At 63.7% G+C, this 17206-nt stretch carries 18 protein-coding genes and 1 pseudogene; 7 read left to right on the top strand and 12 right to left on the bottom strand.

The features are described from left to right. Positions 1–87: 87 nt before the first annotated feature. The 5 genes from ASD99_RS04820 to ASD99_RS04800 form a co-directional block, all read right to left on the bottom strand. Entirely contained in the window at positions 88–1137 is a 1050-nt protein-coding gene (locus ASD99_RS04820) for an ABC transporter permease (RefSeq protein WP_057142901.1), read from the bottom strand. Then, the gene (locus tag ASD99_RS04815) at positions 1134–1931 is read right to left on the bottom strand and encodes an ATP-binding cassette domain-containing protein (RefSeq protein WP_056582964.1); all 798 of its coding nucleotides are present in this window, start codon (positions 1929–1931) and stop codon (positions 1134–1136) included. The genes ASD99_RS04820 and ASD99_RS04815 overlap by 4 nt, the downstream gene beginning before the upstream one ends. A 70-nt stretch (positions 1932–2001) precedes the next feature. After that, positions 2002–3009 (bottom strand): substrate-binding domain-containing protein, encoded by a 1008-nt coding sequence (locus ASD99_RS04810; RefSeq protein ID WP_056582961.1) that lies wholly within the window; start codon positions 3007–3009, stop codon positions 2002–2004. A gap of 99 nt (positions 3010–3108) precedes the next feature. Continuing rightward, a complete protein-coding gene (locus ASD99_RS04805) occupies positions 3109–4017 on the bottom strand; it encodes a sugar phosphate isomerase/epimerase family protein (protein WP_057142900.1) in 909 nt (302 codons plus the stop codon). Next, complete coding sequence (locus ASD99_RS04800; RefSeq protein ID WP_056582958.1) at positions 4014–5045, bottom strand: Gfo/Idh/MocA family protein; 1032 nt, start codon at positions 5043–5045, stop codon at positions 4014–4016. The genes ASD99_RS04805 and ASD99_RS04800 overlap by 4 nt, the downstream gene beginning before the upstream one ends. Before the next feature lie 196 nt (positions 5046–5241). On the opposite strand from ASD99_RS04800, the gene ASD99_RS04795 reads away from it, so the two are divergent. Then, on the top strand, positions 5242–6267 hold the full coding sequence (locus ASD99_RS04795) for a LacI family DNA-binding transcriptional regulator (RefSeq protein WP_056582956.1): 1026 nt from the start codon (positions 5242–5244) through the stop codon (positions 6265–6267). 204 nt (positions 6268–6471) lie between these two features. Here ASD99_RS04795 and ASD99_RS04790 read toward each other — a convergent pair whose 3' ends face one another. Both ASD99_RS04790 and ASD99_RS04785 read right to left on the bottom strand, forming a co-directional pair. Continuing rightward, positions 6472–6786, bottom strand: a complete 315-nt coding sequence (locus tag ASD99_RS04790) for a hypothetical protein (protein WP_056582954.1) — start codon at positions 6784–6786, stop codon at positions 6472–6474. 78 nt (positions 6787–6864) lie between these two features. Continuing rightward, positions 6865–7634: pseudogene (locus ASD99_RS04785) on the bottom strand (trimethylamine methyltransferase family protein). Between the two features lie 264 nt (positions 7635–7898). On the opposite strand from ASD99_RS04785, the gene ASD99_RS04780 reads away from it, so the two are divergent. Further along, positions 7899–9374, top strand: coding sequence for an esterase-like activity of phytase family protein (locus ASD99_RS04780; protein WP_057142898.1), 1476 nt, complete (start codon positions 7899–7901; stop codon positions 9372–9374). A 58-nt stretch (positions 9375–9432) separates the two neighbouring features. Here the strand turns inward: ASD99_RS04780 and ASD99_RS04775 are convergent, their stop codons facing one another. Then, entirely contained in the window at positions 9433–10221 is a 789-nt protein-coding gene (locus ASD99_RS04775; protein WP_057142897.1) for a L,D-transpeptidase, read from the bottom strand. 170 nt (positions 10222–10391) lie between these two features. Between ASD99_RS04775 and ASD99_RS04770 the strand changes: the two genes are divergently transcribed. The 3 genes from ASD99_RS04770 to ASD99_RS04760 all read left to right on the top strand — a co-directional run bounded on the left by ASD99_RS04770 (position 10392) and on the right by ASD99_RS04760 (position 13070). Then, complete coding sequence (locus ASD99_RS04770) at positions 10392–11915, top strand: MATE family efflux transporter (RefSeq protein ID WP_057142986.1); 1524 nt, start codon at positions 10392–10394, stop codon at positions 11913–11915. A 50-nt stretch (positions 11916–11965) separates the two neighbouring features. Further along, the gene (locus ASD99_RS04765; protein WP_056582950.1) at positions 11966–12541 is read left to right on the top strand and encodes a TMEM175 family protein; all 576 of its coding nucleotides are present in this window, start codon (positions 11966–11968) and stop codon (positions 12539–12541) included. Between the two features lie 100 nt (positions 12542–12641). Next, positions 12642–13070: an SgcJ/EcaC family oxidoreductase gene (locus tag ASD99_RS04760; protein ID WP_057142896.1), complete on the top strand. Its 429-nt coding sequence runs from the start codon at positions 12642–12644 to the stop codon at positions 13068–13070. Positions 13071–13149: 79 nt separating this feature from the next. Here the strand turns inward: ASD99_RS04760 and ASD99_RS04755 are convergent, their stop codons facing one another. Beyond that, on the bottom strand, positions 13150–13431 hold the full coding sequence (locus ASD99_RS04755) for a hypothetical protein (protein ID WP_023668298.1): 282 nt from the start codon (positions 13429–13431) through the stop codon (positions 13150–13152). A 177-nt stretch (positions 13432–13608) separates the two neighbouring features. Here ASD99_RS04755 and ASD99_RS04750 point away from each other — a divergent pair, with 177 nt between their 5' ends. Beyond that, on the top strand, positions 13609–14475 hold the full coding sequence (locus ASD99_RS04750) for an SDR family NAD(P)-dependent oxidoreductase (RefSeq protein WP_057142895.1): 867 nt from the start codon (positions 13609–13611) through the stop codon (positions 14473–14475). 3 nt (positions 14476–14478) lie between these two features. On the opposite strand, the gene ASD99_RS04745 is transcribed toward ASD99_RS04750, so the two are convergent. The 3 genes from ASD99_RS04745 to ASD99_RS04735 all read right to left on the bottom strand — a co-directional run bounded on the left by ASD99_RS04745 (position 14479) and on the right by ASD99_RS04735 (position 16436). After that, positions 14479–14904 (bottom strand): low affinity iron permease family protein, encoded by a 426-nt coding sequence (locus ASD99_RS04745; protein ID WP_056582944.1) that lies wholly within the window; start codon positions 14902–14904, stop codon positions 14479–14481. 300 nt (positions 14905–15204) lie between these two features. Continuing rightward, positions 15205–15846, bottom strand: a complete 642-nt coding sequence (locus ASD99_RS04740; RefSeq protein ID WP_057142894.1) for a DapH/DapD/GlmU-related protein — start codon at positions 15844–15846, stop codon at positions 15205–15207. A gap of 86 nt (positions 15847–15932) precedes the next feature. Next, positions 15933–16436: a CreA family protein gene (locus ASD99_RS04735; protein ID WP_056582940.1), complete on the bottom strand. Its 504-nt coding sequence runs from the start codon at positions 16434–16436 to the stop codon at positions 15933–15935. Between the two features lie 188 nt (positions 16437–16624). On the opposite strand from ASD99_RS04735, the gene ASD99_RS04730 reads away from it, so the two are divergent. Further along, positions 16625–17203: an SCO family protein gene (locus ASD99_RS04730; protein ID WP_056582938.1), complete on the top strand. Its 579-nt coding sequence runs from the start codon at positions 16625–16627 to the stop codon at positions 17201–17203. Positions 17204–17206 lie beyond the last annotated feature (3 nt).

The raw sequence follows: 17206 nt of genomic DNA, 5'->3' as shown, positions 1-17206 counted from the left end.
AGCGACGTCGCGGAGACCCGAGGATGACGAAACGATGAGCGTCTGCGCCAATCGTCAAGGCATGCGGTCCGCCGACAGAACAGCCCCTTACCTATACCGCGCCTGGTTCCACTTATGGCCGAGCAGCGACAGGATGATGATCAGCCCGTTGAAGAACTGGACGTAGAAGCCGCTCAATCCCGCCGCGACGACACCGGTCTGGATGAACGACACGGTGACGGCGCCGATGGCGCCGCCGACCACGGTGCCGATGCCGCCCCAGGTCGGCGTGCCGCCAACGAACACCGAGGCCAGCACCGGCAGGAGATAGCCGTCGCCGGCGGTCGGCCACCAGGTGAAGTTGATCATCACCGAGAAGGTGCCGGCGATCGCCGCACCGATGCCGACGAAGACGAACACTTTCACCCGCACGCGCTTGACGTCGATGCCCATCTGCTGGGCGCTGTCGGGGTTGTCGCCGACCACCCTGACCTGCGCGCCGAAGCGGTGGCGGTTGTAGAGCATTGCCGACAGCACGACGAAGGCGATGGCCCAGAAAATCTGCACCGGGATGCCCCACACCTGACTGGAGAAGATCTTGTAGGCCCAGCTGTCGCTGAGGCCGGTCAGCGCCATCGACTTGCCCTCGTTGATGATCTGGATCAGGCCGCGCAGCAGGAAATTCATGCCCAGCGTCGCGATCAGCGACGACAGCCCGCCATAGACCACCAGCGAGCCGACCAGGAAGCCGAGCAGCATGCCGGTGATCAGCGCCGCGACGATGCCGAGGAATGGATCGTAGCCGGCCTGCACGAACAGCGCGAAGACCCATGAGGCAAAACCCATCGTTGCCGGAAACGACAGGTCGATCTCGCCGCAGGTGACAACGAAGACCAGCGGCACCACCACGAACAGCGCCACCGGCAACGTCGTCAGCACCGAGCGGTAGAGATACCAGGTGGTGAAGACGGTCGGGTTGGCGATCATGAACACTGCCATCATGACGATGAACACGCCGAGCGTGCCGAGCGACGCGCGGTTGTCGAGGATGAAGCCGCGCATCCAGTGATCGGATGGGTGCTTCCACTCCGTCTGGGGGCTGGGGCGAGGAATGCCGGCGGACGGCTCGTGCAGATCGGGCGCCATGGTCTTGCTCATCGTGCTCTCTGCTCCGCGTCGCCGGCGTCGTGCAGCCCGGCCAACCCGCCCGGGTGTGCGACGTCTTCCATGAAGTTGATGAGGTCCTCGGCCGAGTTGACCTTGCTGCGGTCGGTCGTCAGTGCGACCTTGCCGCGATCCAGCACCACGAAGCGGTCGGCGATGTCGAAGACATGGTGGATGTTGTGGCCTATGAACAGGATCGAGCGGCCGCTTGCCCGCACCTGGCGCACGAAATGGAAGACCTTGGCGGTTTCGGTCAGCGACAGCGCCGTCGTCGGCTCGTCGAGGACGATCAGCTCCGCCTGCTTGTAGATGGCGCGGGCGATCGCCACACCCTGGCGTTCGCCGCCGGACAGCTGGCCCACGATCGACTGTGGCGTGAATACCTTCGAGGTGAAGCCGATCTCGCGCATCAGCCGGCTCGCCTCCTCGATCTCCTTGTTGACCTTGATCCAGCCGAGAAAGCCGGTGAGCTCGCGGCCCATGAAGATGTTGCGCACGATCGTCTGCTGCACGGCCAGCGCCCGGTCCTGGAACACCGTCTCGATGCCGGCCTCGCGCGAGCGCGCCGCGCTCCACCCGGTCACCGCCTTGCCGCGCACGAGGATCTCGCCGCTGGTCGGCTTGACCACGCCCGACAGGATCTTGATCAGGGTCGACTTGCCGGCGCCATTGTCGCCGATCAGGCCGACGACCTCGCCGCGGTCGACGCTGAGATTGACGCCGCCCAGTGCATAAACCTGGCCATACGATTTGCTGATGTCGCGCAGTTCGATAAGGCGTTCGGCCATCGGATCCTCGCTTGTTTGTCGCCAGCGGTCCCGCCGGCCGGGGCCTGATCCCGGCCGACGGCTTGGGAGGTCAGCGCAGCGCCTGCTTGGCAAGCTCGGCGACGATCTGGTAGTTCTCCGGCGTGACGAAACCGGCGCCGGTGTCGACATTCATCGGCGCCAACCCCAGCACCACCTGCTGGCACAGGCTGAGGATCGGCAGATAACCCTGCAGGAACGGCTGCTGGTCGGCCGTCAGTTGCACCCAGCCGCCCTTGAAGGCCTCGACGATCTGCGGGCTGGTGTCGAAGCCGAAATTGAAGATGTCGCCGGGCTTCCGCCCCGCGGCCTGCATGTAGGTCGGCACATTGCCGAGCATCTGGCCACCGGGGTAGCCGACCGCCTTGACGTCGGGATTGTTGAGCAGTGCCGCGGTGATCACCGGAATCGCGAGATTCGGATCAGCTGCCCATTCGGTTGCGGAGTTGATTTGAACAACATCGACGCCGGCCTCTTTCAGTGCGGCGACTGTCCCACGCTCGCGTGCGCCCCGGCTCTCATTCTCGAACGGGCCAATCATGATCGCCTTGTCGCCGGACTTCAGCTTGCCGAGCTTGTACGCCTCGGCGCCGAGCGCGCGACCCTGCTGCTCCTGCTGGGCACCGACATAACCACCGCCGAACGCCGCCGTTACCGTCGGCACCGGCACGTTCTGGTACATCATCTTGATGCCGTCCTTGTGCGCCTGTTCGGCGAGCGGCATGATCGCCGCATCGCCCGGATGGCCCATCATGGCGATGCCGCCGGGCTTGACCGCGACCGCCTCACGCAATTGCTGCACCATCTTTTCGATGTCCCAGCCCGAGAAGATGTAGTCGACCTTCGGCCCGAGATCGGTCGCCGCCTGCTTGGCGCCATTGTAGACGATGGTGCCGAAAGCGTCGCCCTCGGCGCCGCCGACGAAAAAGCGGATATGAACATCCTTGCACCATTGGGCGTCGAGCGCCTGCGCGGGCAAGGTGGAGATTGCGGCGGCAAGCGCCGTGGCGGCGGCCACGACGGTCGAGCGCGGAAGTGTCTTTCTGATCGCGATGCTCATGCACGTTCCTCCCATTGTTTCCCTCGTCAGCCGAGGGGCTTTCTGACGATTGCTTCGGCAGTACCACTTGCGGCCGGCTCCTCCCGCCGGCCTGTGCTCTCACACCGGATTAGGCAGGTAGCTGGCGCCTCCCCGGCATTGCTTCAGATACTCCAGCGCCCGCACCTGCCCTGTGATCTCCAAATCTCCGCGATAGACCGGGTCGTGCCAGCCCTCGATGTCGATGGCGCCCTTGTACCCGGCCAGCCGTAATTCGCTGATCACCCGCGTCCAGTCGCTGTCGCCGAAACCCGGCGTGCGCATCTGCACGAAGGGCAGCCTGCCGAACACGCCATGCTCGCGGATAACATCCCAGCGCACCGTCGCGTCCTTGCCGTGGACGTGGAAGATGCGCGGCGCCCATTTGCGAATCTGCGGCATCGGATCGATCAAATAGACGAGCTGGTGGCAGGGCTCCCATTCGAGGCCGAGATTGTCGTCGGGCACTTCGTTGAACATCAGTTCCCAGGCGTCGGGATTGTGGGCGATGTTCCAGTCGCCGCTGGCCCAGTTGCCGTCCATCGCGCAGTTCTCGAAGGCGATGCGCACGCCCTTGTCGGCGGCACGCCTGGCCAACGGCCCCCAGACTTCCTTGAAACGCGGCAGGCTGTCGGTCAGCTTCTTGCCGCGCAGGCGCCCGGTGAAGCCGCTGACCGTCGAGGCGCCGAACAGATGCGCGTGGTCGATGACCGTTTCCCAGGTTGCGAGCACCCCGCGATCGACCTCGCCGTCTTCCAGCGGATTGCCGAACACGCCGAGCGAGGACACGATGACGTCGGCATCGCCGATCGCCTCGCGGATCTGGCCGGCGAGCTGCGGCAGGTCCTTGCCGCCCAGTGTCTGCCAGAAGAAGGGCTGGATGCTCTCGAAGCCGAGCGGCAGGATCTGTTTGATGTAGGCGGCCGGATCGTCGAGGTTGGCCCGCACCATGGTGCCGATCCGGATGTCGAGAAGCGGGTTTGGCGTCATTGTGCTTCCTCTGCAATCGGCACCCGGCGGCCGGTTTCGGCGCTCTCTATGGCGCCAAAAACCATGGCCAGGCTTTTGATGTTGTCGGCACCGCGCGTTTCCGGCTCTCTGCCGGTCTCGATGGCGTGCATGAAATCCCTGATGATGCCGAGATGGCCACCGATGCGGTCGGCCGGATCGAGCGGCGGCACTTCGATCGGCTGGGTCTTGTCGATCAGGCCATCGCGGCCCGGCGCCAGCACCTCAGCCTTCAACGCATCGTTGCCGTCCCAAATGAGGCTACCGCGCTCAGCGACGATGCGCCAACTGCCTTCCCAACTGGTGCGGAAGCCGTCGGCGCACCAGGAACCGGCATAGGTGAAGACCTTGCCGCCACCGAGATCGAAGACGGCGCTGGCCGACGATCCCTGCCGGTACCAGGAATTGGCCGGCTCCCATTCCTGGCAATAGACGCCGGACGGCTCGCCGGCGACCATGTAGCGGGCGGCGTCGAATGTGTGGATCGCCATATCGAGCAGCAGGACATGGGCCATCTCATCGCGAAAACCGCCGAAATGCGGCGCGATGAAGAAGTCGGCATGGATGCTGGTCGCGGCACCAATGGCGCCAGAGTCCAGAAACCTTCTGATGCGCCTGACATTGGCGACATAGCGACGGTTCTGGACGACGGCATGGATGCGTCCGGCCTGGCGGGCAGCCTCGACGATGGCGCGCGCATTCTCCGGACTGTCGGCGAGCGGTTTTTCCGTCAGCAGATGGCAATTGTGGGCAAAAGCCGAAAAAGCGACGTCGCGCCGGGCGGCGGGAACCACCACATCGAACACCGCTTGCGGTTTGGTCTGATCGAGCACGGCGTCGAGACTGCTGCCGATGACGACATTGGTGAGGTCGTATTCTTGCGCCCTCGCCCGCGCCCTGTCGGCGTCGAGGTCGACAAGGCCGACAATGGCGAGCCCGTCGATTTGCCTGACGGCATCGAGCCAGGCCTTGCTCATCGCTCCGCAGCCGACCAGGACGGCATTGATCATCCAGCGCTCCTCCTCCGCTCGGTCCCTCCAGACCGATCGTCACGGCATCCACGGCAGGACCGTAAACGTTTTTCCGTAAACGTTTACGAGAACACACCCGAAGGCGTAGAATGTCAATTGGTCGATCGCGAAAATCGTCTTGTCGCCTTGGCCTGAGCGGCTGCCGGTGCTAGCCAAGCAAGGGGAGAACAGTCACTTGGCGTCCAGCATTCACGACCTTGCCCGTCACCTGAACATTTCCATCGGCACCGTGTCGCGGGCGCTGAACGGTCGCGCCGACGTCAATGCCGACACGCGCAAGCGCGTGCTCGAAGCGGCCAGGACGCTCAACTATTCGCCGAACCAGTCCGGCCGCAGTCTGCGGCAGGGCGCCACCCATTCGATCGCCTTCATGCTGCAGCCGCATCCGGGCGACCAGCAATATGGCGAACCATTCTTCATTCCGTTCCTGATCGGGCTGCAGGCCAGGCTCGCCGAAAGCGGGCTCGACCTGATCGTGGTGATGGGCGCGCCAGGCGACTACCAGCAGGAGCGCCTGCGCCGTGTCGTCGAGACGCGCCGCGCCGATGCGGTGCTGCTGGCCTGGACGCGGCGCGAGGACGAGCGCATCGACTATCTCACCCAGGCCGGCTTTCCGTTTGCCACGCTCGGCCGCAGCCGCTCCGGGGCAGAATCCTACCCTTCCCTCGACCTCGATTTCGAGAAGGCCGGAGCCGACGCGGTCGACCGCCTTGTGGCGCGCGGCCACCGCCGCATCGCCGCCGTCCGCCCGTCGCTCGATCTCAACTTCGGCTATCTGTTCCTGGCCGGCTACCGCAAGGCCTTGCGGCGACACGGCATCGAGGTCGACCCCGAGCTGATCGCGTCCGGCTTCATCAACGAGGCCGGCGGCTACGAGGTGACGCCGCAGGTCATGCGATCCAAGGACCCTCCGACCGCCATCATCTTCAACAATGATGCGATGGCGCTTGGCGGCTGCAAGGCGCTGGCCGAGATGGGGATCAGGCCGGGTCATGACATGGCGGTGACCGTCATCGTCGACACACCGCTCTGCCGCTATTTCTCGCCGGCGCTGACCGCCTTCCGCCCGGCGCTGGAGCCGATGGGACAGCGGCTCGCCGAAATGCTGCTGGCCTCGATCCCGGCCTTCGCCGGCCCGGAAGGTCCGCGGATCATCCGCGAAGTCTGGCCGCTGGAACTGGTCGCGCGCGACAGCGATTGAAGGTGCCGGATCGACCGTGAAATTTGCCCGGCCAGGCCTCAAGGTGTGTCGAGAGTCAGGCCGAGCCGGAGTCGAAGACGGGCGCGAAGCGACCAAACAAGATGGTTTTCGAGAACCGGAGCGGAGCGTACTTTTCGGACGTGAGCACCGGAAGTGCAGAAAACCTTCGTTTGCAGGTCGGCATTACCCGAATGCCGACACACCTTAGTCCACCTTCTTCTCGCCCCGTTCGCCGGCCTTGACGATGTCGCCCGTGGTGAACAGGATTTCCTTCAGTTCCGCCCGCCAGTCCTTCTTTTGGCGCAACAGGAATTCGAGGTCCATGCCGAAATGCTTGAACTCCTCGCCTTGCGCGTTCTTCATGATGGCGCGCGCCTGAGGATCCTTCTCCACCGAGATGCGCTGTTCGTACCAGCCGATGGCTTCCGCCTCCTCGATCAGCGAGGTGATCATGCGGGCAAAGGTCCGTACCTTCTGCGTCAGCTCTTCAGGCGGTTCGTGATACTGGTCGAATCCCATGTCGTCCTCCGTTGGCCATTCCCATGAATGCCCGGGAGCGACGCCGGTTCCCCGCCATTGCTGCAATTCCGCCAACGCTCACGACACCGGCGCGGCTCCACCCTCTTGCGTGCGCCGCGTTATGAACTCATCCAGCACGCCTGATGTGGCGACGGCCGAAGCCGGCGGCACGAAATCGGCAAGTGTGCGCCTCCAGACGCCGGCGGCGCGCTCGCTCGCCGTCGTCGACCTGCTTTGCGTCCAGTTGCCGAAATTCGACCAGTCGGCCACCAGCGGTTCATAGAAAGCCGTGCGATAGCGCGCCATGCTGTGGCCGGCCGAAAAGAAATGGCCACCCGGCTGCACCTCGGCAATCGCTTCGAAACCAATCGTATCGGTGTCGCCGGGGGGCGCGGCGCAGAGTTCAGCCACCGTCTGCAACGCCTCGATATCGGTGATCAGTTTCTCGAAGGAGACACTGAGGCCGCCCTCCAGCCAGCCGGCGGCATGGATGCACATCGTCGCCCCGGCCAGCACCGAACCCCACAGCGCGAACTGCGTCTCGCGTGCGGCCTGCGCATCGGAGATGTTGGCCGCGCTGCCGCCGCCGGTCATGTGCAGGCCGATGTCCTGGCCGGATTCGGCTTCAATCTCCCGGTAGAGATTGATGGTGTAGTCCTGCAGCGCCACCACATTGGGGTCGGCGTTGAGCGCATGGAAGCTGCCGCCGCGTGCCAGGTCGAACCGGCCGTCAGTTCGGCACGCTCGATCAGCGCCACATCGCTCCAGCCAAATCGCGTCAGATGGTAGAGGACCGAGGCCCCGACCACGCCACCCCCGATGACGACTGCGCGGTAGTGCGACTTCAAGGCTTCCCCTCCACGGCTAGTCCGAAGGCCGGACCATATCCGCGCCCGAGACTGACGGAGTGTTCAATTCTCTCCGGCAAGCGCCCGTTTTTGTCGTCGCGTGGAGAAGTCGGCGGGCATGCATCGCGCACTGTCACGCAAGCATCATGTTCGCGCCGTAGACCGCGTTTCGGAGAGGCGCGCGCGGCATCATCGATGTCGCACCTCTTTCAGCTTTTCGTCCTGCGGCCGCTCCGGCACGCTTTGTCACAAAGAGGATTGTCCATGAAACACCTGTACCGAACCGCGACGCTCGGCGTCGCGCTGGCCTTGTTCACCGCCTTGACGCCGGCGCTCGCAGACAGCACCGCGACCGTCGGCGGCCTCGTCAACAAGGGGCTGGTCGGGGTCGGCCGCATCCCGGCCGCTCAGCGCGACAAGTTCGGCGAGACGTTCGGCTCGGGCTCCGGCATGTCGATCGACACATCCGGCTGGACGCATGACGCCGCCGGCTACAAAGGTTCGCTCTGGCTGCTGCCGGACCGCGGCTACAATGTCGTCGGCACCACCGACTATCGTCCGCGCCTCAACACGATCGGCATCGAGTTCGCCCCGGTCGCACCGGGTGCGGCACCCGCTGCCGGCCAAGAGCAGACGGGCGTCAAGGCGACGCTCGCCGACACCACGCTTCTCACCGACGACAAGGGCGCTGACGCCACCGGCCTCGATCCGCTCAACGGCGTGCGCGCGGCAAGCGGCGACATGCCGACCCTGCCCGAAGCCAACGGCAAGCTAGCGCTCGACAACGAAGCCATCGTGCGGCTGCCAGACGGCTCGATGTTCATCTCCGACGAATATGGCCCGAACATCTACCGGTTCTCCGCCGACGGACATCTGTTGTCGGCCACCCAGCCACCGGCTGCGCTCGTGCCGATGCGCCACGGCGCGCCGAACTTCGCCTCGGACAATCCGGGCCCGGGTGCCGCCGAACCCGATCCGAAGGATCCCGATACCGGCCGCCAGAACAACCAGGGCCTCGAAGGCATGACGATGACGCCGGATGGCAAGTTCCTGATTGCCGTGTTGCAGTCGGCAACAAGGCAGGATGGCGGCGATTCCGGCTCGACCCGCCAGAACACCAGGGCTCTGGTCTATGACGCCTCCGACCTCGGCCATCTCAAGCTGGCGCATGAGTATGTCGTGCCGCTGCCGGTGTTCAAGGATGCCAAGGGCAAGACCAAGATCGCCGCGCAGAGCGAGATCGTAGCGCTCTCCGACAAGGCCTTCCTGATGCTGGCGCGCGACAGCGGCAACGGCCAGGGGCTGAAGGGCGACACCTCTCTGGTGCGCCAGATCTTCGTCGTCGACGTCTCGGCCGCGACCGACATCGCCGGCGGCGCCTTCGATGCCGCCGACAAGCCGCTGGCGCCCAAGGGCGTGCTCGACCCGTCGGTGACGCCGGCCAAGCTGAGGCCGTTCATCGATATCAACGACAAGGGCGAACTCAGCCGCTTCGGCCTGCACGATGGCGCGCCGAACGACAAGAACAACCTGTCGGAGAAGTGGGAGGCGATGTCGGTGGTCAGCGTTCTCGATCCGAAGCTGCCCGACGACTACTTCCTGTTTGTCGCCAACGACAACGACTTCCTTGCCCAGGACGGCTTCCAGGTCGGCGCGCCCTACAAGGCAGAAGACGGCGCCGATGTCGACACCATGTTCCTGGTCTATCAGGTCACGCTTCCCGGCCTCGCCAAGAAGTAACGCCCCCTGCCCAGGCGGGCGCGTTTGACGCGTCCGCCTGGGCAGATCGTGAAGGCACTTACTTCAACATCTCCGCGTCCCTTGGCACACCCGCATCGATCGGTTCGGCTGTCCTGTTCGACACCGCGCTGATCTTGCCGGCGGCCGACAGGTTGGGGCGCACGAAGACCGGCGCGACGCCGTTGACCCGGCTGTAGAGGTCGATGATGTCCTGGTTCATGAAGCGCACACAGCCGGACGAAGCGTTCTTGCCAATGGAATCCCATTCCGGCGTGCCGTGCAGCCGGTACATCGTGTCTTTGCCGTCGCGGAACAGATACAGCGCGCGAGCGCCGAGCGGGCTCTGCGGGCCGGGCGGCATGCCGTCCTTGTATTTTGCCAGTTCCGGCCGGCGCTGGATCATTTCCGGCGGCGGCGTCCAGACCGGCCACTTCTTCCTCGCCTGAACCACGGCGCTGCCGGTCCATCCGAAACCGGCCTTGCCGAGGCTGACGCCATAACGGATCGCCTTGCCGCCGTCGCGCACCAGATAGAGGAAGTGCTCGGAGACATCGACGACGATCGTACCGGGTTTTTCTCCGGTCGGATCGGACACGATCTGGCGCACGAACTTCGGATCGAGCTCAGCGACCGGGATTGCCGGCAATTGATAGCCCTCATCGACGCGCGCCGCATACATGCTTGCGGTATCACCGAAAGCCGGATCGCTTGGCGGTGCCGCCACCGGCGGCGGCGCCACGTCCGTCGTGGAGCACGCCGAAAGAGCCACGGAAGCCGCGCCCAAGGCGGATGCACCGAGGAACGCGCGCCGGCTCAGGCGCTCAGAAAACAGCGGAATATCGGACATGAACCCCCCGGTCTATCCAAGATCTGTAGGAATGCGGCCCCACGCACCGAGGATCAATATCCCATTCCGGAAGCTTTGAGAACATGATTAGATCAAGGCATGAACTGTTCCGTTGAATCGGCAATCATCGCGGACCGGACTTGAAACAAACCTTCGCCGAGCTGCCAGCCATGGATGAAAAAATGCCCACGCGCCGGCGCGCCGGCGACCTGACCAGTGGCCCGATCCCGCGCACGCTTTTGCTGTTCGCCCTGCCGGTGCTCGGCTCCAACGTGCTGCAGTCGCTCAACGGGTCGATCAACGCCGTCTGGGTCGGCCGTTTCCTCGGCGAATCGGCACTGACCGCCACCTCTAACGCCAACCTGGTCCTGTTCCTGATCCTCGGCACGGTGTTCGGCATCGGCATGGCGGCCACCATCCTGGTGGCGCAGTCGGTCGGCGCCCGCGACCTGCCCGAAGCGCGCCGCATCGTCGGCACCAGCGCCACCTTCTTCTTCCTGGTCTCGATGGTGTTCGCGGTCTGCGGCTGGATCTGGGTCGATGCAATCCTGGGCGCGCTCGGCACACCGGCCGACGCCTTGCCGCTGGCGCGCTCCTATCTGCGCATCATCTTCGTCGCTGTGCCGATGATGAACCTCTTATCCTTCGTCATGACCGTGCTGCGCGGTGCCGGCGATTCGCGCACGCCGTTCTTTTTCATGGCGCTGGCCGTCGTCCTCGACATCGTGCTCAACCCATTGCTAATCCGTGGCATTGGCCCGTTTCCCGAGCTCGGTATCGCGGGCTCCGCCACGTCCACGCTGATCGGCCAGACGGTGAGCGTGATCGCCATCCTCATCGTGCTTTATGTGCGCAAGCATCCGCTGAGGCTTGCCGGCGCCAACCTCGCCCTGCTGCGTCCCGACCCCACCTTGCTGCGCATCGTCGTCTTCAAAGGCGTGCCGATGGGCCTGCAGATGATCGTCATCTCCGTGGCTGCATTGACAGTGATGGGCATCGTCAACTCCTACGGCTCGCAGGTCGCCGCCGCCTACGGTATCGCCGCGCAGCTGTGGACCTACATCCAGATGCCGGCGCTCGCCATCGGTGCCGCGGTCTCCTCGATGGCGGCGCAGAATGTCGGCGCCGGGCGCTGGGACAGGATCGGCCGCATCGCCGCCTCCGGCGTCGGCTTCAACCTGGTCCTGACCGGCGCACTGGTTGCCGTGCTGTCCGTTTTCGACCGCCCGGTGCTGAGCCTGTTCCTGAGCAGCGACAGTGCTGCGATCGACATCGCCGTCCACATCAACACTATCGCGTCGTGGTCGTTCATTCTGTTTGGCATCACCATCGTGCTGTTTGCCACGGTGCGCGCCACGGGTGCCGTGATGCCGCCGCTGATCATCCTGGTGATCTCGGTGCTGGTCGTACGCACCGGCTTTGCCTATTTCATGCGCGGCGTGATCGGCGAAGAAGCGCTGTGGTGGAGTTTTCCGGCCGGTTCGATCAGTTCCCTGATACTGGCCGCCGCCTACTACCGCTTCGGCCGCTGGCGCAGCATGCACATGATCGAGGACAGGCCGGCCGCCGGCGAGCCGCCGGACACCGGGCTTGGCGTACCGCGCGGACGCGCGAACATGACGCCCGAGACACCCAACGGGCTGAACGATCCGGCGCGCGGCCACCTCTCGTTCGCCCAGCCACATGGCGGGTAGCGGCACGTCCCGCCATCGCGTAGATTTTGCCCGAAAATCGGGGGGGATCCATGGGCAAAGGCAGGGTCGAGGCATTTACCGACGGCGTCGTGGCCATCATCATCACCATCATGGTGCTTGAGCTGAAAGTGCCGCATGGCGAGGATTTCTCCGCCTTGGTGCCGTTGTGGCCGATCTTCTTCTGTTACGTGCTGTCCTTCATCAATGTCGGCATCTACTGGAACAACCTGCACAACATGTTCCACACCGTGCAACGGGTCGACGGACGCGTGCTGTGGGCGAACCTCAATCTGCTGTTCTGGCTGTCGCTGATGCCGGTGACGACGGCCTTCATGGGCGAGAACCATTTTGCGCCGGTGCCGGTCGCCGTCTATGGCGCCGACCTCGCGCTATGCGCCATCGCCTACACCATACTGGCCGCCGCGCTGCATCGCCTGCACGGCAATGACACCGCCTTTGCCAAGGCCCTCGGCAATGACCGCAAGGGAAAGATCTCGCTCGCCTTCTACCTCGCAGCCATACCGCTCACCTTCGTCAGCCAATGGATTGGCGTCGCGATCTATGTGCTGGTCGCAACCGTATGGCTCGTGCCGGATACGCGTTTCGCTCGGGTGATCGAAAAGTAGCCGCTATTTGCGGTAGTGTCTCAGTTTGAAATTTGACCTTGCCGTTGACGCATCCGGACTCCTATACGCTTAGCGGAAAGTATGTAGGAGACGTAGGGTCATGGGCGTGACGACCAGCAAGCCTGAGCATCTCGCTACCGCTTTTGCGAACGCTTGGAACCGGCATGATATGGATGAGTTTGCATCTCTGTTCGTCGCTGATGCTAATTTCGTCAACGTCGTAGGTGTTTGGTGGAAGAACCGATCCGAAATCGAAGCGGCGCACCGAGCTACTCATGACACCATGTTTCGGGATAGCCGATTGGAAGGCGATGTCTCGTCGGTTGTGAAATTGGCTCCGGGCCTTGCTTCCGTTCATTACACTTGGACCCTAACGGGAGCATCTGCCCCGGACGGGTCCCCGGCAGGGCTTAGGAAAGGCATATTGCTTCTGATTGCCCAAGAAGGGCCCTCGGGATGGCGTATAAAGGTGGCTCAGAACACTGATATTGTTCCTGGCACAATCGCCCCAGCCGGGTCGGAAATGTAACTCATGCCGACCGACCTAAAGGCAAGAAGCGCGCCGCCAACATGACACCAGAGCGGCGCGCCGAGGCTGAGACACTACCCTACTTGCGCATCGCTTTCAGCTTTTCCGCCACCGATGCGGCAAGGTCGGCATAGCGTTCCTCCAGCCGTTCAGCGGCCTTGATGATCGAGAAATCATGGCCGAATTTTTCCAACGCCATGCGCAGTTTCTCAACGAACTCGGCTTGTTTCTCCAAGGCGGAAAAGAGTGTTTTCACCTGCGCTTCGCTGATGTCGGGATTGGCCAGCATCTGCGGCACCTCACGGCCCATCTGGTCGCCGGTGGCGGTCTGTTCTTTTAGGATTGCGACCCAGTCCGTCAATCAGGAAATCTCCATTTGTCCCGGCAAAAGTCTGTTTTGCCACGGCAAAAAGTCTTTTTGCCGTGGCAACATGCGCAGCCTCGACCGGACTGGTCAACCCGACAAGGCGAGCAGAGGCTTGCGCAAGCCTGTTCCAGCGCTAAGTTCGGCGCCATCAAGAGAAGGAAGCCATCGCGCATGATCACCGACACCGAAATCCAGACCTCCCTGCCCGCGCTTGACCGAGGCAACGCCGCCGTCATCACCGGCGCCGCCAGCGGCATCGGTCTTGCGGCCGCCAAGCGGTTTGCGATGATGGGCATGAAGATCGTGCTGGCCGACATTGGCGGTGCGCGCCTTGACGATGCCGCGCGCGCCGTCTCTGCGATTGCCGGCGACGATGCCGTGCTTGCCGTCGCCGCCGACGTTTCGAAGGCGGATGAGGTGGACCGTCTCGCAGAACGGGCGTTCGGCGCCTTCGGCGGTGTGTCGCTGCTGATGAACAACGCCGGCGTCGGCGACAACCCCGGAAAGCCCTGGGAAAACCGCGATGCCTGGAAACGGCTGCTGGACATCAATTTCTGGGGTGTCGTTCATGGCGTCGAGGCCTTCACGCCGCGTATGCTGGCCTCGGCCAGGCCGGGCCTGATCATCAACACCGGCTCCAAGCAAGGCATCACCACGCCGCCAGGCAACCTTGCCTACAATGTCTCCAAGGCCGGGGTGAAGACCTTCACCGAAGGTCTGGCGCATGCGCTGCGCAGCGAACCCGATGCCCGTGTCTCGGCCCATCTGCTGATCCCCGGCTTCACCTTCACCGGCCTTACCGAAGGCGCGACGGAAAAACCGGCCGGCGCCTGGACCGGCGAACAGGTCGTTGATTTCATGCTGGAAGCCCTGACCAGGCGCGATTTCTACATCCTGTGCCCGGACAATGAGACGGCGCGGCCGCTGGATGAAAAGCGCATGGCCTGGGCGATCGGCGACATCATCGAGAACCGCCCTGCTTTGTCGCGCTGGCATCCGGACCACAAGGATGCGTTCGCCGCGTTCATGAAGGGCTGATCGTCAGGCCGCGTTCTTCTTTGGCCCGCGCTTCGGGGCCGCGGCCTTCTTCGCCGCCATGGCGGCGATATGGTCGTCGTGCCGCTTGGCCGCACGTTCGCATTTGTCGCGGATTTCCTCGACTTCGGATTCGGTCAGGTGCTCGATGCCGATGAAGTGGTTGTGGCCCTCGCTGACCCGGATCAGTTCGTCGAGCTTGGCCTGGATCGCCGCACCGTCGCGATTCTGGGTGTTCTGGATCAGGAACACCATCAGGAAGGTGATGATGGTCGTGCCCGTGTTGATGACGAGTTGCCAAGTGTCCGAAAAGCCGAACAACGGACCGCTCACCGCCCAGATCACGACGATCAGGCAGCAGGCGGCGAATGTCGGCGCCAGGCCGGTTATATGGGCGACCCGGTTGGCGATCTTGGTGAAAAGCTTTTCCATCTTTCGAAATCCCTCAACGCTGCGACGCGATGAGAAACAACCGGCGACCGTTCAGGTTCCCAGCGCGAACAAATACGTCAGCCACAATTGAATACACGCATCAAGAGAACAAGGCAGAAAACACACCTTATGGGTTGAATGTCACAGTAACCCTGCAGGCAAGAGAGCCTGTTCCTTCCGCTTCACAGCGGTTTACCTCCAGCCCCTTCCGCTGCGCCACCCCCGCATGGCGGAAGGGGTTTCAGTCCGGAGCATGGCTTCCCGAAAGCGCCGCCCGGCTACAGTCGCGTTTGTGGGAGCTCAGGCTGCGTCGCTTTGCCAGTGGTCGAGGAAGGCTTCGATCGGCATTGCCTGCATGTCGGGAACCGCTCTGGCGAGCTTTTCGACCGGCCAATCCCACCAGGCGAGAGCTTCGATCCGCGCCGCAATATCCGGAGCGAAGCGCGGCCGGAGCGCCTTCGCCGGCACACCGGCGACGATTGCATAGGGCGGCACGTCCTGCGTCACCACTGCGTTGGCGCCGACCACGGCGCCAACGCCGATGGTAATCCCGGGCATGATCACCGCGCCGTGGCCGATCCAGACATCATGGCCGATGGTCACGGCTTTCGCCTGCCGCCGCTCGCGGAAGGCGGCGTCGATGCCCAGCCAGCGGAAATACTCGTTCGGCCGGTAGCTGAGCTTGTGCTGTGTGAGCCGCTCGATGGGATGCTCCAGCGCATTGATCCGGCTGTTGGCGGCGATCGAGCAGAATTTGCCGATCGTCGTGTAGATCGCTTCCGAGTGGCGTTCGAAATAGGAGAAGTCGCCGACCGTGACCTCGCGCAGCACCACCCGCTCACCGATCGAGGCATAGCGGCCGAGCTTGCACGCTTTGAGCTCCGCGGTCGGATGGATGCGCGGCTCGGGGTCTTTCGGGACGAGATTTTCGGAACGGTCCATGCCGGCGGCTTTACGTCAGGGCAATTGTTCCCGCAAGTCGAGAGCAATTGCCCATCAGACCAATTGCGCGAGGAAGTTCGACCCGCCTATTGCGGCTTGCCCTTGGTCCATACCACGTTCTGGCCGTAGAGCGGCACGGTGCTAAGCGACATTTTGGCCGAGCCGTTCTGCACCTGGCGCGAATGCGAGAGATAGATCAGAGTCTCGTTCGCCTTGTCGTAGATGCGGTTCACCACCTGCTTCTTCCAGATCAGGCTGATGCCTTGTTTGAACACTTCCTCGCCGGCCTCGCTCATGTCGATGTCGCCGATGGTGATCGGGCCGGTCTGGCGGCAGGAGATCGAGGAATCGGACGGATCCTCGAACCAGTTTCCCTTGTGCAGGCGATCGATGATGCCGCGGTCGAAATAGGAGACGTGGCAGGTCACGCCCCCCACCTTCGGATCCTTGATCGCCTCGACGATGATGTCGTTGCCGAGCCAATCGACGCCGACCTTGCCGACTTCCTCGGCGCCAGCAGCGCCAGCGCCAAGGACAACGCACACGGCCAGCGCGCCGCCGATAAGTTTTCGCCCAATCAATCCTCGCAAAGGAGCCTCCTGCGGTTCGAGTTGCCGGTCACAGGTGGGGCGAGCAGCCCGGCTTTGCAAGCAGATACGTCAACACCACCGCGGTTGCGGCAACGCGGCACTTTGCCTGCACGGGGCCGAACCGCTAAGACTGTCGCACGGGCGCGGCACTGAGCCGGCGCGACGATTTCTGCAGACGGACTTTTCTGATGATGCGTTCTATCCTGGTCGGAATTCTCGTCCTGATGGCGGCCGGCATCGGCTGGCTGACCTTCGACTGGTACCGCGGCCACTATGGCGGCGAGCCCTTCGGCGCCGCCTTTACCCTGGTCGATCAGAAAGGCGCGCCGATCACCGAGGCCGCCTTCAGGAGCCAGCCCAGCGTCGTCTTCTTCGGCTTCACCCATTGCCCCGAGGTCTGCCCGACCACGCTGTTCGAACTCGCCGGTTGGCTGAAGACGCTCGGCGACGACGGCAAGAATCTGCACGCCTATTTCGTCTCGGTCGATCCGGAGCGCGACACGCCCGACGTCATGAACGCCTATGTCAGCAATTTCTCCGACCGCATCACCGGCATCACAGGCGATCCGGACAAGGTTCACGCGATGGCCAAGTCGTTCGGCATCTACTGGAAGAAGGTCGACACCGGCGACGGCGACTACACGATGGACCACACCGCCTCGGTGCTGCTGCTCAACGCCAAGGGCGACTTCGCCGGCACAATCGCCTATGGCGAAAGTTCGGAAACGGCCGTCGCCAAACTGAAGCGTCTGGCGGCGAAAGGCTGACAC

The sequence above is a fragment of the Mesorhizobium sp. Root695 genome (genome assembly GCF_001428185.1).
Lineage (GTDB): Bacteria > Pseudomonadota > Alphaproteobacteria > Rhizobiales > Rhizobiaceae > Mesorhizobium.
This window is presented reverse-complemented; position numbering and strand designations above follow the sequence as displayed.